Below are 26,701 nucleotides of genomic sequence, written 5' to 3'. Positions count from 1 at the left end.
TTTATATTTTTGCCAAAAGTTCATTAATTTTTTGTCAGTGGTCTGAGTTTAAAAAATCATTCTTGATATTTTGAATATCTTTTTGAAAGTCTTCGTGTGAAATGTTGTTAATGTCATTGATTTTAGATTCTAGGTCCTGAAGTTGAGCTTCAATTGTTTGAACTTTTACTAGTACTTCTTTATGTTCGCCCAGTTTGTTTTTTACTTCTTCTAACAGCGAATTAATATCTAACTTCATTTTTGCAATAACGTTATCTTTTGCTATGTCATTTTTAAATCTTGCTATTCAGTAAATATTTTCAATACTTAAGTTTACATAAGCGTGTGTATGGAATTTGTTTATATTTGATGAGTTATTTACAAAATTATCTAAATCTCCAAGAGTATTAAGTTTATTTGCATCAAATATATTAGTTTTTACGTATTCATTTATTCGTTTTAGAGATTCTTCGCTTGATGAGTATCCGCTTGTATCTTGTTTGTTTTGTTGTGCTGTAAATAGAAGCCTTAGATTCAATAGTGCTTGTGATAATTCATTGTTTTGCTTAAACGAACTTTGATTAATAAGTAAGCTATTTATTTTATCTTCAGTCAATACTAGCGTGCTTTGAGATTCTTGATTTACGTAGTACATTTTTGAAAACATTTCACTTGATTTAATTTCAGCAAGTTTTGTACCATTATCAGAAAGATTAACTCTTAGAAAATATTTTCTTTTAACATTGTCTGCTTTTTGAATTAAATCTGAATCGGAAACTTTTACAGTCAATTGGAGATCATCAATACTTCTACTTAACGAATCGAATGAGTCTACAAACTTTTGCGTAAGAGCGCGATATTTTGTATTTATTTGACTGATTTTTGTTAAATCTTCACTCAACAAGCGATAATTTTCAGTCAATTGATTTACTATTTCTGTTTTATCTTCCTTTGAATTTTCATTGTCACAACTCATTGCTAAAACAGGTATAAATGCAGCAAGGGGAACTAAAGAAAATAGTGTTAAAAATTTCTTTATTTTCATCTTAACTCCTAATTAATTTCTTTTTCTAAAAGGACGATTCCATTTTTATCAACAAATTGAACTACTAGTTTATAGTCTCTATTGTTTTCTTCAAAACTCTTAACTTTTAAATGATTTACTCCAGTATGAATGTCACCTTTTTGAGTTCCTATTGCATACTGTAAAGAGATTATGTTTAGTCAAGTTTCGACAATTTTAGTTTCGTCATCTCAACTTAAGTCATTTATGTTTTGTTTCATTGTGTGCGCTTGTTGTACGCTATAGATTGCGATAGCCTTAAATAAAGAGCTATTTGCAAAATCCACAACACTTATTCCTTCAAAGTCAGGAACTTTAGCGATATTTTGCAAATCATATTCATACAAGTCTGTGCTATCCACAAGCTCAAGATCTGGGGTGTATTGTTTTAACTCTTGAAGAGTTTTTAGATTTTTGATTAAACCTTTCATTTTGTGACCATGATCGTCAAATGCACTGCTTAATCATCAATAATAAACTTTTGAACCATCTAATTTTGTTACTTCGATTTTAATTTTAAGAATTTGGTCAGTGTTATAGTAACTTGTCAATTCACTAGAAACAAAGCGATAAGATTTATCTTCATTTTTTTTGTATTCAGGAACGGGAATATTAATGAAATGATCACCTCAATTGTTTAATCAATAATTAAATGAACGAGCACTGAAAAATTCTAAACTATCAATAGATTTTAGAATGTAATTAATGTCATAAAAACCAAAAATGTTTTTGTTAAATGTTAGCAAAGGATTGACTAAATATTCATTAAATAAATTATCCATGGAATCATCTAAATCTTGTCCTACCCCAAATATTGCATCAGTTTTGTAGTCTCTAAATGTTGGAATGTAAAATACTTTTTTAGTATTTTCGTCTCTTAATATATTTTTACCATTTGTGTCGTAAACCTTTGAAATACTGAAGCTTACTAATTGATCTTCAGTGTTTTTTCAGTCAATTTCGATATCCTTAATGTCAAGATAGAAAAAATTCAAGTAAGCAAGTAAAACGGTTTTGAAAAACTGTTTTTGTAATTCTTGTTTTATTCAAGCTTGCGATCTAATTCAAGAAAACTTATAAAAGATGCCACTCATAAATTGTTTTGGCAGCACGCTATTAAAATATGAATTTGAATTAAGATCACTTATGATTTTCAAAATTATTGTTTGGATATCAGCAAAAACTTCAAGATTTTCACTATTATAGTAAGTATTGTATTTGATAGGCAAAATAATTTTTAGTCATGACTCGTAATTAGTAACATTTTTTACATCTTCTTTGTTGTATTGAGTAAAAAAGTTATTAATATCCATATAGCTTGAAGGTTGTTTTTGTTTTGTTATGTATGCCTCGTTAACAACTTTTATTTCATTACCATCGGCATCACTAATACTCTTTTTTCTTGTTTGCTGAACATTGTAAGAACGATTAAGCAACAAGTTGTCAGTTTTGTTGTCATGTAAGAAAGGTTTATAGTTGTTAAAGATCTTGACTTGTTTGTCATTGAAATTTTTCAAAAATTCTTGGCTCACAACTTTTGAGTCAAAATCTGAAGCTCTAAAATCTTGCTTCAAACCCTTAATAATTACGAAAGTTGACACACTTGCTAGAACAGTGGCGGTCAGTAAAGCGGCAATAAATCATTTTTTGGATTTTGTCATGTTATTTTTCCTATATAATTAAACAATATCTTAAATTTTACAAAATAAAAAGTACATTGGTTATAAAAAATTAGGAAATTTTCAGACTGTATTTGACAAAAAAAATATAAGGAAAGGTAAATAAAAAATGTTTTTTACACAGTCAACATTCAACAATAATTATGGTTTAACAATTTTTGTTAACCTTCTTCTTTACATTTTGATATTGCTATTAGGACCAATGATTATTTCATTTTTAGTTGGACTAGTCAAAAAAAATGTAAAAAGCTCTAAGATGATTTATTTATATGCATTTAGTGCCGGAATGTTTTTAATGATAGGGGCACTAGGATTTATGAAAGAATCATCAACAGGATTAGAAACTTGATTTCACTCGAGCGATCAAGGAAAAAGTCTAACCGGCGGCAGTTCAGCAAAAGAACAACTTTACATGGCTTTAATTATGGGAATAAGCTCATTTGTCGGTTTGGGTCTAGTAATAGGCTGAAGATTTGCTATGGTTAAATTAAGCAAAGAGGAAGTTCATAAATCACACACCGATCACAACCACTCAGATCACTTTATTTCTTTAACTGATATAGACAATCCAAGAGCAGCTTGAGTAGCAATTTTCATGCTATTGAGTCACAGAATTATCGACGGTATAGTTTTAGGATATAGCGTTTTTCAATTCACTAGTGACGACTATACCAACCCAAACATATCATTAATAGTTACTTTTAATATTCACATACTAATTGAATCCTTAATTATTTATTACAGACAGTTGCAATATGGACAGACTCGTTGAAAAGCACTTTTATACAATTTCTACACAATGTTATTAATCATTCCAGTGATGTTTATTGGTGCTTATAGTGGTCCCTTATTTCTAAAATCTGGTTGATTATTACCAGCATTACAAACTCTAGCTGGAGCAGTAATTGTTTTTACTTCAGTCTTTGAACTAATTCCTGAATTTATTCACGCACGCAATGACAAACCCAAAGTTGTGTACCTAACATTTATTTCGTTTAGTTTAAGTATTGTTTTTTCAATCATTTTATTATCATTCCACACTCACAATGGTTCAGTGTCATTGCAAGGCGGTGATATCATTTACGAACAAGCAAAAAATCTTAAATACATAATGGTCTAAGTATGAGAAAAAGTCTTAAATTTATTTTCGGTTCGTTAGTTTTAACAGCATTTCTTGCAACACCAATGATTGTTACTTCTTGTGATAACAAAACAAATGACTTAAATGTTTCACAATTAGAAGAAGTTTTCAAAGGTTTTAAAATTGAAGTTAATAGTACCAACAATCTTTCTTTTGAAGAATTTCGTTCGTTGTTTGAAAAAACATATAAAAAAGTAAACAAAGATATTAAAAAAGTATTTAAAGATGAAGAAATTGCAAAATCAGTCAATGTAACATTGTTCAATGTTAATAAACTTTCATCAGGACACACAATAGAAATAAATCCAGTATTCAATAACAGCACAAAACAATTTAAATTAAGAGTCAAAATTATTCACACTGCCGGAGAGTATGTAGAAGGACAAAAAGACATAACACAGGTAGGTTCTTTTGTTAAAAAAGGCTTGAGTGAAGAAGAAAGAAGCCAAGCTATCCAGTCATTCAAAAATGACTCAAAAACACTGCTTTTTACACTCAAAGAAGACTCAAAATACCAAGATTTCATTGACTCAATTGATACTAAAAATGTTTTTAGTTCACTATTGAAACAAAGTGTTATTTCTTTTAAACCACAAACAAATTCATATGACAAAAATATTTACTCAACATCATACAATCTTCAAACTGATGATGAAAGCAAGACAGCAACATTGTTAGTAGAACTTAAACAAAAAGAAGGTTCAGTTGTTTTATATTCTTATTCGAAAAAGATTGAGTTCAAAAAATAGAAAGCTGCAACAGCTTTCTATTTTTCTAAATCTCCACCTAATTCTAAAATCATGTCTCTTAATTTAGCAGCTCTTTCAAAATCAAGTGCTTGTGAAGCTTCACGCATTTGCTGACGTAATTTTTCAAAAAGTTTTTCTCTTTCAGTAACAGGAACTTTTGATTTTTTCGCTTCTTGTGCCATTTGTTCAACTTCTTCAAGTAATTCTTCGTTTTCGATTGGTTCAACAATTTCTTTAATAATAGTTTTTGGAACAATGTTATGTTTTTGATTATATTTGATCTGAATTTCTCTTTTTACCTTGTTGTCTTGAATTGTTTCTTCCATTGCTTTACTCATTGTGTCAGCATAGAATATAACTCTCCCATGATCATTTCTTGCTGCCCGTCCAACAATTTGAATCAAACTTGTTGTATTACGCATGAAACCATTTTTATCTGCATCAAGTAAACAAATCAGACTGACTTCTGGTAAGTCAATTCCCTCACGTAAAAGATTAATTCCAATAACAACGTCATAAATTCCTTTACGTAGTTTCCTTAAAATTGTATTTCTTTCAAAAGTGTTAAATTCTGAGTGAATGTAAGCAGCCTTTACGCCCTTTGAAACTAAAAACTTATTCAATTCTTCAGCGTTTCTCTTGGTTGTTGTAAGAATTAGAGTGCGATCATTATTTTCTTTTTGTTTCTTAAGTTCATCAAAAATATTTTCCATTTGATTTTCGGTTGGTCGTATTTCGATGATAGGGTCCAGCAATCCAGTTGGGCGAATAAATTGTGTAATAACTTCACCTTCTGTCTTATCAACTTCATAATCACCTGGTGTAGCAGAAATATAAACTTTTTGGAAAGGATATTCTTCAAATTCGTGGAATTTCAAAGGTCTATTATCTAGTGCCGATGGCAAACGAAAACCATATTCAACAAGAGTTTGTTTTCTAGAACGATCTCCATTAAACATTCCGTGTAATTGTGGAAGCATAATGTGACTTTCATCAATAAAAATAATTGCATCACTTGGTAAATAATCTAATAATGTGTATGGTTTTTGTCCCGGCTCACGTCCATCAATGTATCTTGAGTAATTTTCAATCCCACTAACATAACCGAATTCACTCAAACTATCCATGTCATTATTGATTCTTTCTTTCAGTCTTTGATACTCAAGAAGTTTACCTTGCTGTTCAAATTCTTTTAGTCTTTGCTGTAATTCTTCATTAATTTCACTGACTATTTTCTGTACTGTTTCAGGTTTAGTAGTGTAGGCTGTGGCAGGAAAAATGGTAGTAGCATGAATGTTTTTTAATACCATTCTGCTAACAGGATCAACAGTGACAATTTTTTCAATTTCATCATCAAAAAATTCTATTCTTAAATTGAATTCATCAGTTCAAGAAGGAGCGATTTCAAATGTGTCTCCTTTGAGTGAAAAATTACCCCTGTTGAGTGTTAATTGGTTTCTTGAATAACCCATTTGAACAAGTTTAACCATGAAGAAACGGCGATCAAAATTCATTCCAACTTCAATTGGCAAAAATGACTCACGATACTCACTAGGATTGAAAGCACCATAAATTGATGCAACAGACCCAACAACAATTGTGTCTCTTCTTAAGCTTAAAGCATTAACTGTTCTGTGTCTCATTGCTTCAATTTCTTTGTTATTTTTTGAAGTTTTGTCAATAAAAATATCTCTACTTGGTATGTACGCTTCAGGACGGTAGTAATCAAAATATGAAATAAAATATTCCACCCTGTTGTTTGGAAAAAATGTTTTTAATTCACTATATAACTGACTGGCTAATGTCTTATTGTGACTCAAAACTAAGCACGGACGATTAACACGAGCGATAACGTTAGCGATAGTAAAAGTTTTTCCCGATCCAGTAACCCCAAGCAATACTTGGTCTTGAACTCCATTGTTTAAATTTTCAACTAAGCGCTCAATTGCTTGCGGTTGGTCACCTGTTGGTTGATAGGCAGCAACAAGTTCAAATTTTTTATCTTCTTTTTCCATACTAACCTCCAAATTTATTAAAAATTATATAAGTTTTGTATTTGGTATAATAGTTTTTATGAAATTAACAAAGAAATTATTACTAACTTCAGTGTTATCATTGAGTGTTTTATCTTTACCAATTGTAGCTTTAAGTTGTGGGCAAACAGCGCAGGTAGTTAATGACTCTTTTGCAGTAACACAATGACAAAAATACCAAGATCAATATAATTCTTCAACTAAAACTTGAGATTTATCACAAGCCGACATTAAAGAAATTCCTAATCAAGGATTCAGTTTCATTGCTTTAGCAAATCTAACATATGGCGAAGAAAGAAAAGCAGATGGAACTATTGACAATTCTAAAGTTAAAATAGCAGTTATTGAAAATATTATCTTACCAGCTTCATTACAAAAAATTGGTGACAGAGCCTTCTATAATGTCAGTGCATTAAAAAATGTCGATTTTTCAAAAGCAACTAGTCTATCATCAATCGGTTCTAATGCGTTTGAAGGAACAAGTATTGAAAATATCCAACTTCCTGAGAGCTTAACTCAAATTGGTTCAGAGGCCTTCGAGAACACAAAACTAACCACAGTAAAAATTCCATCTTCAGTAAAAATCATTGAAAATAGTACATTCTTCGGTGCTAATTTACAAAGCGTAACTCTTGATGGAGTACAAAAAATTAGAGGTTATGCATTCGGAAATAACCCAGAACTAAAAGAAGTTGTACTTCCTGAATCAGTAAATGAAATGGATATCACTGCATTTGATAATGACCACGGTCAAGAATATCAATCACCAGTGAGTTTAACAGTAAACAATGCCGAACTTAAACAAGCACTAACAACAGAATTGCAAACAAACACCAATCACAATTTCACTATTAAATAATGAGTATGAAAAAAACTTGGTTCAAACAACCAAGTTTTTCTTATTCCATTGGAATTTTGTGAGTGAAATCATCCTTTATTAGCTCGGTATAATCGCTCATATCTTCCATTTTGAAAACATTGAAGCTGATCAATGATTTCTTGAATCATTCTACATCACGAAGACGTGTAACTAATTTATGAATTTTAGCTAAAACATCAAGAGTTTTACTAAAGTAAAAACTGTTTGATAATCAATGGAAACCATATTTACGCATCAAGGCACGAATTTCTTCATACCCTTGGTGATAGTCGCCTTTGTATTCTTTAATTAGTTTTTCTTTGTCAAGGTAAAAAACAATTCCGTACATCTGTTTACCTCCAAAATAAAAGCCCGTAACGGGCACCATTTTTCATAGATTTATAAAAATATTATAACAAAGTAAGACTAGAATTGCTTAATATACTTGTGTCAGGTCTTTCTTGTTCATCGTACAGTATAGATAAAGGATCTTAATAATGGGTCGCTAATTAGGCCAACAAATACTCAAATAAAGCACTCACTGGCTGTTTTGATTGATCCTTGTCCTTTATTGTAACCGACATTGATAATTAGATAAACTATTGATACTTGTACTGCCATCATAGTTACTATCGAAATAAGAATAGGTACTCAAATGTCACTAGCACTTCATAATGCTCTTAAGAATGTTAAATTAGCAACGTCAGCCAGGATTTTTGCAAGTGTTAGTGCTACAATAGCATATCCTAATGTTTTGATAACGTCCTTATCGACTTTGTAAAGCATGAAGAAAGGATGTGTTAGTGCTAAAAATACTATTCCAGAAATAATGGTTATATAGATACCTACCATAAATAATTGTCAGCCAAGATTGTAAGCTCTTTTTAAGTCATTTCTACCTATTTCAACTCCTATTAACACATTAGTAACAGCACCCAGAGCAGTGTTGAATGCAGAAAAGAACCCGCTTAAAACGACAATAACTCTTCACAATGCTACATATCTATCGCCTAGTTCACCATTACTAATTGCACTAGAAACTAAGAACTGACTTATAGTTCACACTCCATATTCCAAAGCAATAGGAGTACCTAATTTAAACGTGTCTCAACAGTATTTTCACTGAAATAGTTGTTTTATAGGAGTAGGGTATTTCCTCAAAATTAAAAAGTAGCAAAAAGCAAAATTGATACACAATTGAATAAAGGCACTAAGTACGTAATATGCGGATGCTCACATGATTGTGTCACCACTTTTTGGAATATATAGAACCATGTATAAAAATGCTATACCAACAAAATTACCAGTAATTGCACCAATAACAGCTATATTATTTTTCTTAATTGATTGCAGTGCGGCAGCGAAAACTTGTGCTGCTGAGTAAACAAACAGTCAATAAAGCATATTACGTAAGTATTGAGTAGCAAAAACTAGCTCACTCTTGTGTAACACACTACCATTGACATCATAAATTGCTTTTGTATCTCTTGCACCCATTGCTTTTAACAATACACCAGCTAAAAAGTACATTAGAACAAAGAATACGAGTGAAATAATTAAATTGACTACTACTCCAGTTCAAATTATCTTTGGTAATTCTTCTCTTCTTTCTTGACCAATAACATTAGAACAAATTATTAATACACCACTTGTAACCAAAGAGGGAATAAAATTAATCAAGTTAAAAACGAGAATAATCTTGGCGGCAATATAAAAATATGTCCCAGTTGTATCATTAGTGTCAGAGTGATAAATTTCTTTGTATCAATTAATACTTAAAGAAGCAACTAGTGTTGCAATCACGGTAATAAACACTTGAATAAAAATAGGGGTTGTTAATTTCATAATCATGCCGAAATCACGAGGTCAAAATAATTCTTTTAATGAACTAGTTTCAGTCTTTTTAAGAATTCATGACTTAATTTTGTTCGGTTTTTTTGTGATTTGTTCTTGATTTTGCATAATTTAAAAATTTTATAACATTTCTTAATTTTTTAAAATCCTTTTTGTTTGCTTGTGGTTTGCTTTTAGACCAAAGAATATATAATTAAGAATTATGAATAAGAAAAGAAGATTTTGTTTGCAGCTAATAGGAGTTTTGATTATTTTAAATCTTTTTTTATTACCCGTTTTACTTCCTATAGCGCATCATCTTGATAGTGTTAATTGAGTCAAAAAATATTTCTTGAGTGTAGGACCAAATCTTGGATTAATTATAATTTTGTACTCATCTTGTGTACTGTTTTTATTAAAACACGGAAATACTTGATACCACTCAATGTTCTTTTTTGCGAGTGTTAAGAAGATTGAAATTACGTTTAAAAAGCAAATATATTTACAAAAATTTTCAGGTCTAATAATATGCCTAGCCGCATGCTTTTTGACAATCTTTTTGAATGTTAGAAATGATTGATATTGATACATAAATTTAGGTTTTACACTGGCATTTTTATCAGATTTAGTTGTTGTCAATATTGTTTCAAGAAAAGAAAAATTGATTTTTTAAGTAAATGGCTTTGCCATTTGCTTTTATATAATTACTTATGATTAATGGAGTAAAATATGGGTTTTTTCAAAAAATTAAAAGACAGAATTTTTAAATCTAAAGAAGATGAAATAGAAAAAGTTAACGAAGAGATAAAAAACAAAAAAGCAAAAGAAATAGAAAAAGAGCTGTCAAACAAGAAAAAAGTTGACAAATACATCTCAGGATTAAGTAGGTCGAATACATCTTTCAGTGAAATGATTAAATCACTTGAAAATCAACACAATGAAATTGATGAAGACTTTTTTGAAGAGTTAGAAGAAGTTCTAATTATGTCAGACATCAGTGTGAAACTGGTTGACATAATAGTTCATGAAATCAAAAAAGAAGTAAAAAATGAAAACATTAAAGATATCAAGTTAATTAAAGAAATTATTGCTGACAAATTATTTACCATTTACACAGCAAACAGTGTGGTGGATACAACTTTAGATATTCAAAAAGGACGTTTGAACGTCATTTTAATGGTTGGAGTAAATGGAACTGGAAAAACAACTTCCATCATCAAAATAGCTAACAAGTTGAAAAATGAAGGTTATAAAGTTTTAGTTGCAGCAGGAGATACATTTAGGGCAGCCGCTGTAGAACAACTAGAAGTATGAGCACAAAGAGTAAATGTTGATATAGTTAAACCTAATGAAAACGAAACAGATCCAGCTAGTGTGGCGTTTAGAGCTTGTGATAAGGCTCTCGAAGGACACTATGATGTTTTATTGATAGACACTGCCGGAAGATTGCAAAACAAAGCAAATCTTATGAATGAACTAGCGAAAATAAAAAGAGTAATAAGCTCTAAAATCGAAAATGCTCCACAAGAAACACTTCTTTCCATTGATGCAACAACAGGACAAAATGGAATCAGTCAAGCAAAATTATTCGGTGAAGTTACTCCATTGACTGGAATTGTTTTAACAAAAATGGACGGAACATCAAAAGGTGGAATTGTCTTAACAATTAGAGATGAACTGGGTATCAATGTAAAATTCATTGGACTTGGTGAAAAAGTGGATGATTTACAAGAATTTGACTTAGATAATTTCATTTACGCGCTGACAATGGGGTTAAGTGATGAGTAAAATTGATGATAAAGACTTAGAAGAACGTGAATATTTAGTTGAATTATTTGAAAAATATCAACAACTTTTGCCAACTTCACAACGCCAAGCACTCTATCTTCACTTAATTGAAGATCTTTCATTTAGTGAAATGTCAGAGGAATTAGCAATGACTCGTTCTGGCGCTTTCGATGCAGTGAAAAAAGGCAAGAAAAAACTGTTGGAAATTGCAAAAAAATTAGAACAAAATCCATAGCTTTTTGACTTTAGGCAGTTAAAATGTTAAAATTTATTTAATAAATTTAGGAAGGTGGCTATGGCTTATAAAAGAGTTTTAATTAAATTATCAGGAGAAGGATTAGCAAACAAGTCTAAATCTCTTGCTATTGACTATGAACTAGTTAAGAAATTTGCCTCACAACTTAAAAAAATAGTTGCTAAAAATGTTGAAGTGGCAATTGTTGTGGGTGGAGGAAACTTTTGAAGAGGAACCAGTGCTGAAAAAAACGGAATTAATCGGGTAAGAGCTGACTACATCGGAATGTTGGCAACAACCATGAATGCTTTGGCACTACAGTCAGGTTTCGAAAATCAAGGTCTACAATGTCGTGTTCTTAATTCATTGACAATGGATCCAAAAGTGTGTGAAGTGTATGTTAATGAGAGAGCTAAAAAATATCTACAAGATGGTGAAGTAGTAATCTTTGCCGGTGGAACAGGTAGACCATTCTTTACTACCGATACAGCTTCAACTTTATTTGCTTCAGAAATCGGAGCCGAAGCTATTTTAATGGGTAAAAACAATGTCGAAGGAGTTTATGATAGCGATCCTAAATTAAACCCAAATGCCCAAAGATTTGATGAAATTACATATGACGAAATTCTTGCAAGAGACTTAAGAGTAATGGATCAAACTGCAGTATCAATGGCTAAAGATAACGATATTGAATTATTAATTTTTAACATTAATGAGGAAGATTCACTATTGAAAGCCATTGATGGCAACATTGTTTCAACAAGAGTGCACAAATAATTTTTAATAAGGAGACAAACTATGGAATTAGATTTTTATTTAATGCAATTAGAAGAAGAATGTCAAAAAGCAATCAATAATTTTGAAATTCAAATGCAAAAAGTAGCCGTAGGAAGAGCGAATCCTAATTTAGTAAACAAAGTTAAAGTTAATTACTATGATTCTATTATGAACCTAGATGAAATAGCAGCTATCTCAGTTGCGAGTGCATTGCAACTATTAGTAAAACCATACGATATGGGTTCAATCAAAGAAATTGAAAAAGCAATCAAAGATTACAAATTACCAGTTTCAGTTTCAAACGAAGGAAATCAAATTCGTCTTTCATACCCAGCAATGACCACCGAAAAAAGAAAAGAAATGGTTAAACAATTAAACCAACTAACTGAGCAAGCAAGAGTTGGAATTCGTCAAGCCCGTCAAGATGTTAACAAAGCAATCAAAGCTGACAAAGAATTAAGTGAAGACTTGCAAAAAAATTACCTTGATGTAGTGCAAAAACATGTTGACAAGCAAGTTGAAGTTGTTAACAAAATGAGCGAAGAAAAAGAAAAAGATTTAATGACTATATAAAATGAAAAATTTAACAAAAAGAGCATTCAGTGCCACGATTTTATTTTTAATACTAATACCTTTTGTTTTTATTACTTACTATGCCAATTTTGTCGGAAGAATAATTGGCATTTGTTTTTATATTACCTTCGCACTTTGAGCAAGCTGGGAAATTATTAAGCATTTTAATATCGATTTAGCCTCAAAAATACTGCTTATGACTGGTATTTTACTCATGATGTTGTTACCTTATGAGATCTTTGCCAATCTAAAAAATCAGGCATTTTGAGCAATAGATTCCAAAATTTTATTGAACCGTTATGCCTTTTTGGCAATTTCGTTTAGTGACAAGCTATATTTTACAGACCTGATTTTTGCTTTTATCCCCTTTTTATTAGCCATGCTTTTAAATATAAAAAAAATCATATGATCACAGTGGCTTATTGCCTTGCTAGTACTGCTTATTGTGCCAATTTTTAGCAAGATTCTATTCATTGTTAATGTCAAAAATATTTATATTTTATTAGCAATAGAATTAGTGGCAGTTTCTGTCGATACTAGTGCAATGCTGGGTGGTATGGCTTTTGGACAAAAGATCATTAAAAGAAAATTTGCTCCTAGATTGAGTCCCAAAAAAACATGAGAGGGTGCGTTGTGTGCGTTTCTACTGGGTAGTTTAGCAGTCTATATGTTATTTTGTCTTCCAGGGATGGTGGTCAAAAATAGCATCACAACAATCTACACAAGTGATTTGCAAGTTGCTTTTGGAGTTTTGTTTCTTGCTCCTATTACAATCTATGCGGATTTATTATTTTCCGCTTTCAAAAGAAGTCTTAAAATTAAAGATTTCAGTAATTTAATTCCAGGACACGGTGGAATCATGGATAGATTTGATAGTGTGTCAATTCTTACCATTGCTTCAATGCTAATTTACACATATTTATAAAGAGGTAATTATGGAGATTTTTAAAAAGCTTTGTCTAAAATGTAATATTAAAGTCGATGATGAATTTAATTCATTTTCAGTACCGTATGCTAAATATAGTGAAGCAACCGGTGCGATTGAGATGCAAATTGTTTTTGACCACCACATAACTCTTTCAAAATTCCGTTATTTTTATGAGTCATTAAACAAATGCTTTCCTAATTTAGATCTTAAGCTTTCAGTGCGTTTTAATTCAATGGACGCACACTTAATTTTTGACTATCTTCTGTTAGCAGCGGAGATGAAAAACAAGCCCCTTTATAATGAATTAATTAAAATATCTAAAACTAATGTTTCATTATCAGATGGAACATATTTAACAATTATCAGTTCTTACAAAAAAACTCTTGATGTTCTTAGCGCCTACAAAGATACAATTAATGCTTTTTTAGTTGGTTGGGGATTCAAAAATATAAGTCTTAAATTATCTCTTAAAAAAGAAGAAACAAAAGATACAAATAAAGAAATTGAAAGACTCATTTCTGAAGCATCGGCACAAATTGAAGAAAGCAAAAAAATGGTCGAGAACGAGCAAAAAAAAACTGCTTTTGTTCCTCGAAAATCTTCACCACGTGAATACAAGCAAATAGCAATTAAGGATATTGATATTGAGTATGTTGAAAACGTTGAAATTAAAGGTCAAGTGTTCGGTATCGATGAAAGAAAAATTCGTGATAACTTTGTAATAAAAACCTTCACGGTTAGTGATTTTTCTGAAGCTATTACTGCCAAAATAATTAATAAAGACATTGAGATAAAGGAAAATTCCTTCGTTTCTATTAAAGGAAAAATAGAAATGGATCCGTATTTAAAAAGAAAAATTCTTCGTGTCGATTCTGTTGTCGAAATCGAACCACTGTGAAATAATAAAACTGACAATGCTCCAGAAAAAAGAATTGAGCTTGCATTGCGTTCAAATATGTCAACGCAAGACGGAGTTGTGTCAGCCTCTGATTATATCAAAACAGCTCAAAGATACGGACACCAAGCACTAGCAATAACTGATATAGATGGTGTTCAGGCCTTTCCAGATTTTTTCAATGCTACTAAAAAATTAGATTCATTAAAACCTATTTATGGAGCAACTTTATCTTCTATCACCAAGGATAATGGAACTGTATTATCAAGCCAAGATTTTGACTTAGCGACTCAAAGATACATTGTTTTTGACTTAGAAACAAGCGGATTGAGTCCGATATTTGATGAAATCATCGAGTTTGGAGCAGTGATAGTTGAAAACGGCGAGACTATTGACAAAATTCAGTTTTTTGTTAAACCTTCGAAACCAATATCTAAATTTACTACTGAACTTACTAACATTACTAACGAAATGTTAGAAACATATGGAATTAGTCAGGAAGAAGCAGCACACAGAATTCACAAAATTCTTTCAAGTGGTATCGCAGTAGCTCACAATGCAAATTTTGACATCAGTCACTCAAAAGAACTGTTTAAACGTTGAAATTTACCATATCTAGATATTAAAGGTATCGACACAATGTTTGTTGCCAGAATTTTATTTCCACTAAACAGCAAATTCAGATTAGGAGTAGTGGCAAAAAAATTCGATGTTGTTTATGATGAAGAAACAGCCCACAGAGCCGATCAAGATGCGAAAGTATTGGCTGAAATTTGAATTAAAATGATAAGTAAACTAGCACGGGATTTGGAAATTACTACATCAGCTCAGCTGCGTCAAAAAATCGATCCTGAATTCTATCGAAAAAAATTTCCTTATGAAATAAGATTGTTGGCAAAAAATCAAAAAGGATTGAAGAAACTATTTCAAATTGTATCTAAAGGAAGTACTGAAGACTATCACAATGGGTTAAGAGTATTTCTTGAAGATATACAAAAAGGTGAAGATTTATTGATAGGAACTTCTACTCATCTTTCTTATTTCTGAGACAAAGTTTTCACTGGTTGTTCAGAAGATATAGAAAAAGAAATTACTCATTATGACTATATTGAATTCGCTCCCTTATCAACAATGGAATATCGTGTAGCGCGAGGCGATATAAACAGTCTGGAAGCAATAAAAACTGCTTATAAAATGGTTATTGAATTAGCAAAGAAACATAATATACCTTGTGTTGCGGTTTCAGATGCTCGTTATACTGAAGAAATTGAAAAAATTCTTCACCATGTGTATATTTTTGCGGATGGTGTTGGTGGTAAAAAACACTGATTGTACTCATTTAAAGATCAAAACACTAAGGCATACCCGGTTCTAGATTACAAGACAACAGAAGAAATGCTGGCTGAATTCAGTTTCTTGAATGACGATAAACTAATCAAAGAAATAGTTATTTATAACACTCATTTAATAGCAAACCAGATTGAAAAAATTGAAGTAATCAAGAAAGATTTATTTAAACCTATTTTTGATGATAGTACCAATAAATTGACTGAACTTGTATACAAAACAGCCCACGAAAGATACGGTGAAATACTACCTGAAGCCATTGCAAAAAGAATTGATAGAGAGCTTAAACCAATCACTGAAAATGGATACAGTGTTATTTATTGAATAAGTCATAAGTTGGTAAAAAAATCTAATGATGAAGGCTACTTAGTTGGAAGCCGTGGTTCAGTAGGTTCATCTATCGTTGCAAATTTATCTGGAATTTCAGAAGTTAACCCCTTAAATCCACACTACTTGTGTTCACAATGTAAGTTTTTTGAAATGTTCGATCCTAGTCCTGAATTATCAAGTGGTTGAGATCTGAAAGATAAATTGTGTCCGAACTGTGCTATTCCTTTGACAAAAGACGGACACTCAATTCCTTTTGAAACATTTCTAGGTTTTAATGCTGACAAGGTTCCTGACATTGATCTAAACTTCTCTGGAGACTATCAAGCATACATTCACAACTATGTTCGTGAATTATTTGGAGAAAGTCACACTTTTAGAGCTGGTACCATTTCAACTATTGCTTCAAAAACAGCATATGGTTTTGTTAAAAAATATGATGAAATAGTCAATGCTCAATCACGCTCATTTTCTACCGCCTACATTGAATTTTTAGCAGGAAAATCAACGGGAGTAAAACGTACAACAGGACAGCACCCTGGAGGAATTATCATTGTTCCAAAAGAATATGACGTTGAAGATTTTACTCCAATAAACTATCCAGCTAATGATAAAAGCAGTGATTGAAAAACTACTCACTTTGATTTCCATTCTATTCACGATAACTTACTGAAACTTGATATTTTAGGACACGATGATCCGACTGCTATTAGAATGCTAGAAAGACTAACTAAAATAAATGTTAAAAATATTCCTAAATCGGATGAAAAAGTTATCAAGTTATTTTCTACAACTGAGTCACTGAATATTGATCCAAATCAAATTGGCGGTGAGGTAACAGGAGCTAAAGGATTGCCAGAATTCGGTACTCAATTCGTGCGCCGGATGTTAAAAAGTGCAAAAGCCAAAAAATTTAGCGATTTAATTTCTCTTTCTGGTTTGAGTCATGGTACAGATGTTTGAACTGGTAATGCTGAAGAATTGATTAAAAAATACAATTTTGATCTATCGCAATTAGTTTGTTGTCGTGATGATATTATGAACACCTTAATCTTGCATCAAGTAGATCCTAAAAAAAGCTTTGATATTATGGAAAAAGTTCGTAAAGGTAAAGGATTGACTCCTGAAGAAGAAAATCTTCTAAGAGATCATAATGTACCTGATTGATATATTGAATCACTGCAAAAAATTAAGTACATGTTCCCCAAAGCCCATGCTACTGCCTACGTTATTATGGCCTGAAGAATTGCTTGATTTAAGATTTATTATCCACTTGAATACTACGCAACATATTTCACTACTAGAACAGAATCAAATGACATTAAGGTACTATCAGATTCAAAAGAAGCAATTGATCAAAGAATTGAAGAAATTAACACACTAATTAGAAATAAACAATCAACTACTAAAGAGCAAAATTATTTGGATGGTTTAGAAATCGGTCAAGAATTATATGCTCGTGGTTACAAGATTCTTAATGTTGACTTAGAACGTTCGCTTGCTAAAGAATGAGTAATTGATTATGACAAAAAAGCTTTGATTCCACCTTTTATCAATGTTGATTCACTTGGAGAATCAGTGGCAGAATCGATAATTAATGCTCGTAATCAAAATCCATTCTTATCTGTTGAAGATTTGCAAGAAAGAACACAAATCAACTCTAGAATTTTAGAAAATCTAAAATCTTTAAATATTTTAGACAAATTAGACGAAAACAATAATATTAGTTTATTTGATTAAAATTAGCCTTGTGCTAATTTTTTTGTAACAAAAAAAAGCACCCAAAATGAGTACTTCTTCAGTCAATTATAGTTTGTTAGTAATATTCTTGGCAGCTATTGTTCCGTCGCTTACAGCTGTAGTAATTTGACGAATCTCTTTTACTCTAACGTCTCCTGCTGCATAGATATTAGGAACCGCTGTTTCCATGTTTTCATTGGTTATAATGAAGCCATTAGGAGCTAAAATATTTAAATCCTTTAAAAAACTTGTCGAAGGAATGAATCCAATGTATGGAAATAGTGCTGCCAATTTAATTGTTTTTATTTCTTCACCCATTTTAACCACAACACTTCCTACACTATCATTTTCATTAGGAAGTATTTCAAGAATTTGAGAGTTTTTAATAATTTCAACGTTACTTTTAGCTTCCAGTTCTTCGACTAGTTTTTTCTCAGCAATAATTTCATCTCTTACAAAAATATAAACTTTAGATGCAAAAGAAGCAACATATGCCCCTTCTTCAATGGCAGAGTTTCCACCACCGATGATTCCAATAGGTTGGTTTTTAAAGTTAGGCCCATCACAAATAGCGCAGTAACTTACACCTTTACCATCAAAATAATCAATACCTTTGATTTCTTTTGGGATTCTGTTTTGCATTCCGGTCGCAATAATTATTGTTTTTGTTTCAATAACTTGTCCATCATTTAGAATCACTTTTTTAGCAAAATTATCATTAGGATCGTTTTCTATTTTAACAACTTCACCATAAATAAATTCCGCACCATTTTCTTGTGCTTGTTGAAACATTTTTGTCGCTAACTGAGCTCCTTGAATTAATAATTCTCCGGGTCAATTTTCAATCTTTGACTGAAATGGTAATTTTCCACCAGGAACTTTGTTTTCAATAAAGACAGTTTTCAAACTGCTTCTTGTTGTATAAACTGCGGCAGTTAGTCCAGCAGGACCTCCCCCAATAATAACCACATCATACTTGTTATTCATGTACCGCCTCCAATTTTTCTTTGTTTTTTAGCAAATTGATTCTTTCAATTTCTTTTTGGCGGCGCATAGTAAATGAAACTGAATCTTCTCAAACAATGAAGTAAATTCATTTGGTTCCATACTGATTAACTTTGTAAATTGTGTAGCGTTTGTTAGTTGTGAATTCAAATACAAGTACAAGAAGTACACCTACAACTATGTAAATTACCGAAAGAACATTATAGAATGTATAACTTTCAGCACGTAAATTTTCCATTGATAAACGAACCACACCGTATCAAATTCAGTATAGTCCACCAGTAGTTCCTGGTCTCAATCAATTTCATTTATTTAGAACTCAAACTAAAATAATATATCCTAGCAAGTTTGCCATCGATTCATACAAGAACAATGGAGCACGGTATGCTGTTTCACCACCGTCAGTTATATACATGTGTGATTTGATGAAGTTTGGCAGTCAAACTATTGATCAATCGTCAGCACCTACAATTTGTCCAAAAACTTCATGATTTGCGAAGTTTCCTCATCTACCAATTGCTTGACCGATGAAGACAGTTGGCAAAATGATTGAAAGACATTTGCGTAAATCTACTTGTTTTCTGAAAAATGATAGAAAAATCAAGTCAGCAATGGCAGCAGTGACAACCCCCCCTTGAATTGAGAGTCCACCCTCTCAAATTTTGTACCAATGTTTAAGTGTTATTCAATCCTTGACTGCAATTCTTTCGAAAATAAAGAATAAACGCGCTCCAATGATAGCTGAAGGTAAAGTGACTATTACTACTCACACGAAAAGGTCAAATTTATATTTCTCTCTTTTTCAAAATCAATAGACGGTAAGAATAGCACAAAACATTCCTAGCATCATTAAAAAAGAATAAAGACGAAGATCTCCTAATTTTAAGACCGTACTTTGATCATCAGGGATATATGCTGTCATATTCCTCCTTTATGTATCTTAAATTTTAATAAATAACCTTTAATATTGAGTTATTTTTTCAACATTTCAGCAAGGTATTTACCTGTCAGCGAACCGTTTACTAAGCTAACTTGCTCTGGAGTACCAGTAGCCACTATTTTTCCACCATATCTTCCGCCACCTGGACCTAAGTCAATTATGTGGTCAGCAGACTTAATTACATCTAAATTATGTTCTATTACTAAAACACTGTCGCCACTATCAACAATGCGGTTAATTACTGAAAGTAATTTTTTAACATCGTGAGTATGAAGACCAGTAGTTGGTTCATCAAGTACATACAATGTTTTACCTGTGGGTTTCTTTTGTAAAAACGTTGCTAGCTTGACCCTTTGGGCTTCTCCACCACTCAATGTTGTTGCACTTTGACCTAGCTGAATGTAATCTAAACCAACATCCATTAGTGTTTTTAGTTTGTCTTGAATTTTCTTTTTAGCAGCAAAAAATTCATAAGCTTCTTTTATTCTCATATTTAGTACATCATTAATGTTTTTGCCATGATATTTGATTTCTAAAGTTTCCAGATTGTAACGTTTTCCATCACAGTGATCACAGTCAACATAAACATCAGGCAAGAAGTGCATTTCGATTTTAATTACTCCGTCCCCTTGACATTTATCGCAACGCCCACCAGGAACATTGAAACTGAAACGGCCTTTTGTGTATCCTCTGAATCTTGACTCTTCAACATTAGCAAAAACATCACGAATATCATCGAAAACAGAAGTATAAGTAGCTGGGTTAGAACGCGGTGTACGACCGATCGGACTTTGTGTTATTTGGATAATTTTGTCGATATTGACATAACCACTCATTTTTGCTATCTCAGACTCATAATTGAACTCATTTATGTATTTATTTAATTCATTAACTATAACTTCATTTACTAAAGTACTTTTCCCTGAACCACTAACACCAGTAACACAGACCAATTTACCTAAAGGAATATCAACATCAACCTTCTTTAAGTTATTCATTGATGCACCTTTGATTTTTAACACTTTGCCATTTCCACTGCGGCGTGATTCTGGGACTGCGATTTTTCATTCTCCAGAAAGATATTTACCAGTGATAGACTCAGGTGCTTTGGCAATGTCTTCAACTGAGCCAGTAGCTACAACATAACCGCCTTCTTCTCCAGCTTTAGGTCCTATATCAACAATATAATCGGCATCAAAAATTGTTTCTTCATCGTGTTCTACAACAACAAGAGTGTTACCGATATCAACCATTTTTCTTAGTGAATTCAGTAACTTACGATTATCAGCCTGATGTAATCCAATGCTTGGTTCGTCTAAAACATATAAAATTCCAGTTAAATTTGCTCCAATTTGTGTGGCCAAACGAATTCTTTGGCTTTCTCCCCCACTCAATGTTTCAGCCTTACGATTTAGGGTTAAGTAGTCTAAACCAACGTTTACCAAAAACTCAAGACGGTGTTTAATTTCAATAAGAATTAAGTTAGCAATTTCCTTTTCGGTTGCATCTAATTCTAAGTTATTAATAAATTCAAGCAAGGTGTTTATGTCATTTTTGCAAGCTTCATAAATATTTTGATTTCCTAATTTAACTGCCAAAGCTTTAGGATTTAATCTAGCTCCCTTGCAAGAAGAACAAACAATTTCTGACATAAATTTTCCATATCAGGCTCGAATATCTTCACTAGTGGTTTCAAGATATTTACGTTCTAACATTGTTGCAATACCTTCAATGTACCCACTGCGATTATATTTATTTCCTGAAGCTGAAATCAGTGTATAAGTTAAAGGTTCATCTGAACCATACAATAAAATTCTCATTTTATCTTGTTCGATTTTCTCTAGCGGTAAGTCAATACTAATGTCATAGTGATCAAGCAGTACTTTAAATTCTTGTCACTCAAGATTCGTTGTGTTGACTGTATTTTCAAAATATTTAATTCCACCACCACGAATGCTTCGTTTGAAATTAGGAATTAATTTGTTGACATCAACTGATTGTTTAACACCTAGACCCTTACATTCCTCACACATTCCAAATGGAGAGTTGAATGAAAATAATTTAGGTTCAATCTTAGGCATATCAAAATCACCATACTCACAAGCATGGAAAATTGAAAATTGTTGAGTAGCACCATCAACTTCATGAACATTGACTAGTCCTTTTGAGTATCCTAAGGCAATTTCAACTGCTTCAGAAATTCTTTGACGCATGTCATATTTCAAGGTTAAACGGTCAATGACTATATCAATATTTCAACGTTTATTTTTATCTAATTTTATTTCATCGTCAAGACTAAAAATTGCGTCATTAATTTTGACACGCACGAAACCATCTTTTTTTAGTTTTGCTAGCAGTACTTGATGAGTTCCTTTTTCACCTTGTACAACAGGAGCGAGAATATATAATTTAGTATTTTCCGGTAGTTGAAAAATTGCATCAATAATGTCTTTTAATTTTTGTGCCTTTATTTCGATATTATGTTTAGGACAATAAGCTTTTCCAATTCTTGCATATAACAATCTTAGATAGTCATAAATTTCTGTAACAGTTCCAACAATTGAACGAGGGTTATTGTGAGTAGTTTTTTGCTCGATACTGATCGAAGGACTCAATCCTTCAATACTATCAACATTTGGACGTTTTGTGTTACCTAAAAATTGACGTGCATATGAAGAAAGTGAGTCAACATATCTTCTTCTTCCTTCTTCATAAATTGTGTTGAAAGCAAGGCTTGATTTTCCTGAACCACTAAGTCCTGTAAAAACAACTAATTTTCCTCTCGGAATTTCCAAATCAATATTTTTTAAGTTATTTTCTCTTGCTCCTTTAATGATAATCTTGTCATTTTCCATAATTCTAAAATTATATTCTATTGAATATAAAAGTTAAAAAATTAATTTTTCAATGCTTAAATGGAAGAAAAATTGCTTTTTTGAGAGATTTAAAAAGCAATAAAAAAACTAGGACAACCTAGTTTTCACTTTGTACTTGTTTTGCAGTTGTAATTTTTTCAATTTCGTGGTTGACATTTCTTTTTCAGTCATTTCTGTGTTGTACGACTTCATAAATTGCTAGCCTTACTAGGTCTCAACAATAGAAAATAAAGTATGCTCAAGCAATAGAAATGTTTGTATGTGGCACTATTGCAAAACGAATAATAATTAAGAAAATGAATTGAGATCATTGTGCTACTAAAGTAGTTAAACTACTCAAGTTTGAACGCCCACCACTAGCTATTAGTGCATTAGTTGTGTAGAATCAAGCTCATAGTGGATTAACTAAAGCAACTGTCAATAAAGTTCAACAAATCAAATTACTATTTACATTTTTTGCATAGTTACTCATTGCTGTGATTAATGCATCTTTATCTGTGTTAGTTCAATCATATAATGAGTAAAATTTACTTCCTTGAAGATCATTTTGAATTGTTGAAAAGTCTTTATCTTTGTATAGTGTTTGAATCTTTTCAGCTATTCCACCAGACAACATTTCAGTTTGATAAATAATAAATACAAATATCAATAATATTAATGAAAATAAAGCACCCGCTGTAGCATGGAATCCTTTTAAGGCATGAGCATGTTTATCTGCTTCATCAAAATCATTTTTTCCTAGATTTGATGCAACAAACACACTGACATTAGCCCCGCAGGCGACTGTCACCGCTCCAAAAACAGTGGAAATACTTTCTGTTAGTGAAAGCACAGCAGCAGCATTCATATTCATTCATTTTTCGCCTACTCTGCCAGGTATAAATCCATCGTTTCAAATCGGCATTCGCAATGGAATAACAATCATTCCCGCTATTGCAATACCAAATGAAAAACCTCTCTTAAAAAATAAAACTGTAATTTCGCGACTTATTTTAAATAGGTTTTTAACTTTTATTACAATCTCTTTTCTTTTCCTACTCATTCAAAAATTATCCAAAAAGATTGAAATAAAGACCGAAGCAATTGTTCCATAAGCAGCGGAATAAGCTCCTAATTTAAAACCATAGATACAAATAGCATTAATTGTTGCATTGATAGACAAGTTTAAACAAGCAGTAAAGAAAGCATATTTTGAGTGTCCTGTCTCATTCAAAAGTCCATTAGTATTTCAAGCAACTGCCAACAATATTCAACAAATAGCAATCAAGCGGATGTAACTTACTCCGGTGTTAACTGCAGGTTCATCATCTCTTCCAATCAACCGAATCATTTCAGCCGGCATCGACCAAGCACAGATTGCAAAAATTACTCCAATTGACACATAGGTTCAAATTCTTAAAGCCATTATTTGATTAATTTTTGAATATTGTTTACTTCCATAAAATTGTCCTACTAACATTCCGACAATCATATTAATGGTAATGAAAATAGTTGTTACTATTCCTGATCACGTATTAGCATAGGAAAGCGCTGTTGTTCCATTTTCGATTGGAGCAACCATGAAATTATCAATAAAAGAGGTTAAAGAAAAAACTAACTCTGCCACGACTACTGGTAGAGTGTTTTTTAAATATCTTAGTCAATCTTGTTTCGAAGCAGGAAAATGTCTTCGAATAATATTTCTTCTCTTAGTGATTTTCTCCATACTTAAAGTATTGTAACAAAAAAAGCCAGTTTTTGACACTGGCTTAGTTGTTGTCTAGATGTCCCAAATTTTTTCTTTCAGTTCCTTTATCGTCATTGAGTCTTCCAACTGAAATTGATTCAACAATTTTAAAAATTCTTTTTTATGATTCAACAATTTTATCATTTCATCAATATCGTCTCTGCGTTCATCAATTCAGAACATTTTTAAAACATCATCTTTTGAATATTGTTTTAATTCTTTTAGAACTGTTTGCCGACTAATTTCCAGGTTGTATCTTTTAAAGGGGATTTTTCTTTGTTTTTGCATACAAAATAACAAGCATCCCACAAAGCTAGCTAGTGAGCCATCATGGACAAATTTATTTTCTAAAACATTATTTTTAGTATTTGAAAGAATCGCATTTCTTACTTCGGTAAAGTATGGCTGATTAAAATCTTTGTGAGTTATTAAGTCAAGCGAGACAGTTGCATGTGATAAGAGCGGTTTTACTTCATTGTTAGGAAAAAGTTCTTTAATTATTTTCTTTTCCAACACTGGGTTGTGACCTACAAAAATAACTTCACTCATTTTTATTGTGTTATCGATGCGGTTAATATCTCTGATTATTGCTTCACGCATTACTTTCATATAATCAGATTTTTTGAAGTCATTTACAAATGTATGAGTTTTTATCACATTAAAATTATTTTTTATTCCCAAAGTATAACAATATGGAGTTCCACTTTTTAGACCAATCATTTTAGCAAAAGGATTAGTTATTGCCTCAAAATCGATATATATTTCAGTTTTTTTGTGATTACTTGACTCTTTTTTCATAACTTTAAATTTTACTTACTTTTAAATAAACATTGTAATTTTGAACCTATTTTTAAAAAAGAATATAATAAGCATTATGAAAAATAATTCATCAAACAATGTATCAGAAGTAAACACAAAGAAAAGTCCAAAACAAACTTTGAAATTAATATTATCAATTTTATTACCTTTATTTGTTGTTGTGGTCTTTATTGCTCTTTTAAGTTTTTTACCCAACGCTAACAGTTAGAAGTTTTAGAAAAAAGTACTTGTTGTGAGTACTTTTTTTGATACCTCTTGACTTTAATTTAGGCATTTAATATAATTTAAGTGAAAGAAAAAACATTTAAGGAAGCAAAAAAATGTCTGCAAAAATGAAAGCATTTGTGGTGCGTTCACCACGTCAATGAAGTGTTGAGGAAGTTGATATTCCTGAACCAAAAGAAAAAGAAGTTTTAATTAAAATGGAAACTAGTGGTATTTGTCATACTGACTTACATGCTGCTAATTTCGATTGATTAGTACAACCAAAATATCCACTAATTCCAGGACATGAAGGAATTGGTATTGTAACAAAATTGGGTCCTGGATGCACCCACTTAAAAATAGGAGACAGAGTTTGTTTAGCATGGTTACATGATGCATGTGGACACTGTGAATACTGTTTAACAGGTAAAGAAACTCTATGTCCTAACCAAAATATGTCTGCATATACAAAAGATGGATCATTTGCTGAATATGCAATCGGTCATGAAGACTATGTAGGAAAAGTTCCTGCAAATCTAGATATCATCACAGGTGCTCCAGTTGTTTGTGCTGGTGTTACAACATATAAAGCAGTAAAACAAGCAAAATTAAAACCTGGTGAATATGTAGCAGTTATCGGGGTTGGTGGACTAGGTCAAATGGCAATTCAATATGCCAAAGCAATGGGATATCGTCCTATTGGAATTGACTTATCGGATGACAAGGTAGAACTAGCATTAAAATCTGGTGCTGAATATGCATTCAACTCTAAGAAAGTAAATGCAGCAAAAGAAATTTTAGAAGTTACTGATGGTGGAGTTCATGCGGTAATCAACACATCAGTATCAACAAAAGCTGCTTACGAAGGAATGGAAATGTTACGTCGTGGTGGAAGACAAGTTTTAGTGGGTCTTCCAGCTAAAGACAACTTAGGAAAAGATGAGTTCCCTGTTTCTGTCTTCTGAACTGTATTATTTGAAAGAGAATTAGCAGGTTCAATAGTAGGAACAAGAAAAGATCTACAAGAAGCTCTTGATTATGCTGCAAGAGGATTAGTAAAAAGTGAAGTTACAAAAACTGTTAGCCTAGAAGAAGTTGCTGATATTTTCGAAAAATTGGAAAAAGGTGAGTTCTTAGGAAGAGCAGTTATTGACTTCAAAAAATAAGTTAATAAAAAAGTTCAGG

The 26,701-nt window shown here is 31.6% G+C and carries 22 protein-coding genes; 12 read left to right on the top strand and 10 right to left on the bottom strand.

Features of this window, described 5'->3' with window-relative positions; translation table 4 throughout:
* Position 1: 1 nt before the first annotated feature.
* Complete coding sequence (locus ACSH40_RS02570; protein ID WP_438341437.1) at positions 2–1,024, bottom strand: hypothetical protein; 1,023 nt, start codon at positions 1,022–1,024, stop codon at positions 2–4.
* A gap of 8 nt (positions 1,025–1,032) precedes the next feature.
* Positions 1,033–2,703, bottom strand: coding sequence for an MAG3240 family lipoprotein (locus tag ACSH40_RS02565; RefSeq protein ID WP_438341436.1), 1,671 nt, complete (start codon positions 2,701–2,703; stop codon positions 1,033–1,035).
* Between the two features lie 127 nt (positions 2,704–2,830).
* On the opposite strand from ACSH40_RS02565, the gene ACSH40_RS02560 reads away from it, so the two are divergent.
* On the top strand, positions 2,831–3,841 hold the full coding sequence (locus ACSH40_RS02560) for a ZIP family metal transporter (RefSeq protein ID WP_438341435.1): 1,011 nt from the start codon (positions 2,831–2,833) through the stop codon (positions 3,839–3,841).
* A 2-nt stretch (positions 3,842–3,843) separates the two neighbouring features.
* Positions 3,844–4,611, top strand: coding sequence for a hypothetical protein (locus tag ACSH40_RS02555; RefSeq protein ID WP_438341434.1), 768 nt, complete (start codon positions 3,844–3,846; stop codon positions 4,609–4,611).
* Positions 4,612–4,628: 17 nt separating this feature from the next.
* Here the strand turns inward: ACSH40_RS02555 and uvrB are convergent, their stop codons facing one another.
* Positions 4,629–6,626 (bottom strand): excinuclease ABC subunit UvrB, encoded by a 1,998-nt coding sequence (gene uvrB / locus ACSH40_RS02550; protein WP_438341433.1) that lies wholly within the window; start codon positions 6,624–6,626, stop codon positions 4,629–4,631.
* A gap of 58 nt (positions 6,627–6,684) precedes the next feature.
* Between uvrB and ACSH40_RS02545 the strand changes: the two genes are divergently transcribed.
* Positions 6,685–7,503 (top strand): leucine-rich repeat domain-containing protein, encoded by an 819-nt coding sequence (locus ACSH40_RS02545; RefSeq protein ID WP_438341432.1) that lies wholly within the window; start codon positions 6,685–6,687, stop codon positions 7,501–7,503.
* A gap of 40 nt (positions 7,504–7,543) precedes the next feature.
* On the opposite strand, the gene ACSH40_RS02540 is transcribed toward ACSH40_RS02545, so the two are convergent.
* Both ACSH40_RS02540 and ACSH40_RS02535 read right to left on the bottom strand, forming a co-directional pair.
* A complete protein-coding gene (locus tag ACSH40_RS02540; protein WP_438341431.1) occupies positions 7,544–7,891 on the bottom strand; it encodes a hypothetical protein in 348 nt (115 codons plus the stop codon).
* 38 nt (positions 7,892–7,929) lie between these two features.
* The gene (locus ACSH40_RS02535) at positions 7,930–9,465 is read right to left on the bottom strand and encodes an MATE family efflux transporter (protein WP_438341430.1); all 1,536 of its coding nucleotides are present in this window, start codon (positions 9,463–9,465) and stop codon (positions 7,930–7,932) included.
* Between the two features lie 94 nt (positions 9,466–9,559).
* Here ACSH40_RS02535 and ACSH40_RS02530 point away from each other — a divergent pair, with 94 nt between their 5' ends.
* The 7 genes from ACSH40_RS02530 to ACSH40_RS02500 are packed head-to-tail and all read left to right on the top strand — an operon-like array spanning position 9,560 to position 17,946.
* Positions 9,560–10,009: a hypothetical protein gene (locus tag ACSH40_RS02530; protein WP_438341429.1), complete on the top strand. Its 450-nt coding sequence runs from the start codon at positions 9,560–9,562 to the stop codon at positions 10,007–10,009.
* Positions 10,010–10,065: 56 nt separating this feature from the next.
* On the top strand, positions 10,066–11,124 hold the full coding sequence (ftsY, locus tag ACSH40_RS02525) for a signal recognition particle-docking protein FtsY (RefSeq protein ID WP_438341428.1): 1,059 nt from the start codon (positions 10,066–10,068) through the stop codon (positions 11,122–11,124).
* The gene (locus tag ACSH40_RS02520; RefSeq protein WP_438341427.1) at positions 11,117–11,359 is read left to right on the top strand and encodes a sigma factor-like helix-turn-helix DNA-binding protein; all 243 of its coding nucleotides are present in this window, start codon (positions 11,117–11,119) and stop codon (positions 11,357–11,359) included. Before ftsY ends, ACSH40_RS02520 begins: the two co-directional genes overlap by 8 nt.
* A gap of 60 nt (positions 11,360–11,419) precedes the next feature.
* Entirely contained in the window at positions 11,420–12,136 is a 717-nt protein-coding gene (pyrH, locus tag ACSH40_RS02515; RefSeq protein WP_438341426.1) for a UMP kinase, read from the top strand.
* 21 nt (positions 12,137–12,157) lie between these two features.
* Positions 12,158–12,709: a ribosome-recycling factor gene (locus tag ACSH40_RS02510; protein WP_438341425.1), complete on the top strand. Its 552-nt coding sequence runs from the start codon at positions 12,158–12,160 to the stop codon at positions 12,707–12,709.
* Between the two features lies 1 nt (position 12,710).
* On the top strand, positions 12,711–13,634 hold the full coding sequence (locus ACSH40_RS02505) for a phosphatidate cytidylyltransferase (RefSeq protein ID WP_438341424.1): 924 nt from the start codon (positions 12,711–12,713) through the stop codon (positions 13,632–13,634).
* 10 nt (positions 13,635–13,644) lie between these two features.
* Positions 13,645–17,946: a PolC-type DNA polymerase III gene (locus tag ACSH40_RS02500; protein ID WP_438341423.1), complete on the top strand. Its 4,302-nt coding sequence runs from the start codon at positions 13,645–13,647 to the stop codon at positions 17,944–17,946.
* A 66-nt stretch (positions 17,947–18,012) separates the two neighbouring features.
* Here the strand turns inward: ACSH40_RS02500 and ACSH40_RS02495 are convergent, their stop codons facing one another.
* From ACSH40_RS02495 to ACSH40_RS02475, 5 genes are all read right to left on the bottom strand, one after another.
* Positions 18,013–18,933 (bottom strand): NAD(P)/FAD-dependent oxidoreductase, encoded by a 921-nt coding sequence (locus ACSH40_RS02495; protein WP_438341422.1) that lies wholly within the window; start codon positions 18,931–18,933, stop codon positions 18,013–18,015.
* A complete protein-coding gene (gene lgt, locus ACSH40_RS02490) occupies positions 18,926–19,873 on the bottom strand; it encodes a prolipoprotein diacylglyceryl transferase (RefSeq protein ID WP_438341421.1) in 948 nt (315 codons plus the stop codon). Before lgt ends, ACSH40_RS02495 begins: the two co-directional genes overlap by 8 nt.
* Positions 19,874–19,923: 50 nt before the next feature.
* Positions 19,924–22,746, bottom strand: coding sequence for an excinuclease ABC subunit UvrA (uvrA, locus tag ACSH40_RS02485; RefSeq protein WP_438341420.1), 2,823 nt, complete (start codon positions 22,744–22,746; stop codon positions 19,924–19,926).
* A 118-nt stretch (positions 22,747–22,864) separates the two neighbouring features.
* Entirely contained in the window at positions 22,865–24,472 is a 1,608-nt protein-coding gene (locus tag ACSH40_RS02480) for an MATE family efflux transporter (protein ID WP_438341419.1), read from the bottom strand.
* 54 nt (positions 24,473–24,526) lie between these two features.
* Positions 24,527–25,291 carry a hypothetical protein gene (locus ACSH40_RS02475; RefSeq protein WP_438341418.1) on the bottom strand — a complete coding sequence of 255 codons (765 nt, stop codon included), beginning with the start codon at positions 25,289–25,291 and terminating at the stop codon, positions 24,527–24,529.
* A gap of 76 nt (positions 25,292–25,367) precedes the next feature.
* Between ACSH40_RS02475 and ACSH40_RS02470 the strand changes: the two genes are divergently transcribed.
* Both ACSH40_RS02470 and adhP read left to right on the top strand, forming a co-directional pair.
* Complete coding sequence (locus tag ACSH40_RS02470) at positions 25,368–25,520, top strand: hypothetical protein (protein ID WP_438341417.1); 153 nt, start codon at positions 25,368–25,370, stop codon at positions 25,518–25,520.
* A 112-nt stretch (positions 25,521–25,632) separates the two neighbouring features.
* Positions 25,633–26,682 (top strand): alcohol dehydrogenase AdhP, encoded by a 1,050-nt coding sequence (adhP, locus tag ACSH40_RS02465; RefSeq protein ID WP_438341416.1) that lies wholly within the window; start codon positions 25,633–25,635, stop codon positions 26,680–26,682.
* The last annotated feature ends 19 nt before the right edge of the window (positions 26,683–26,701 follow it).

The organism is Mycoplasma sp. 3341, from assembly GCF_051549855.1.
Taxonomy (GTDB): Bacteria; Bacillota_I; Bacilli_A; order Mycoplasmatales; family Metamycoplasmataceae; genus Metamycoplasma.
The sequence above is the reverse complement of the archived record's forward strand: the minus strand, read 5'-3'. Positions and strand labels throughout refer to the sequence as shown.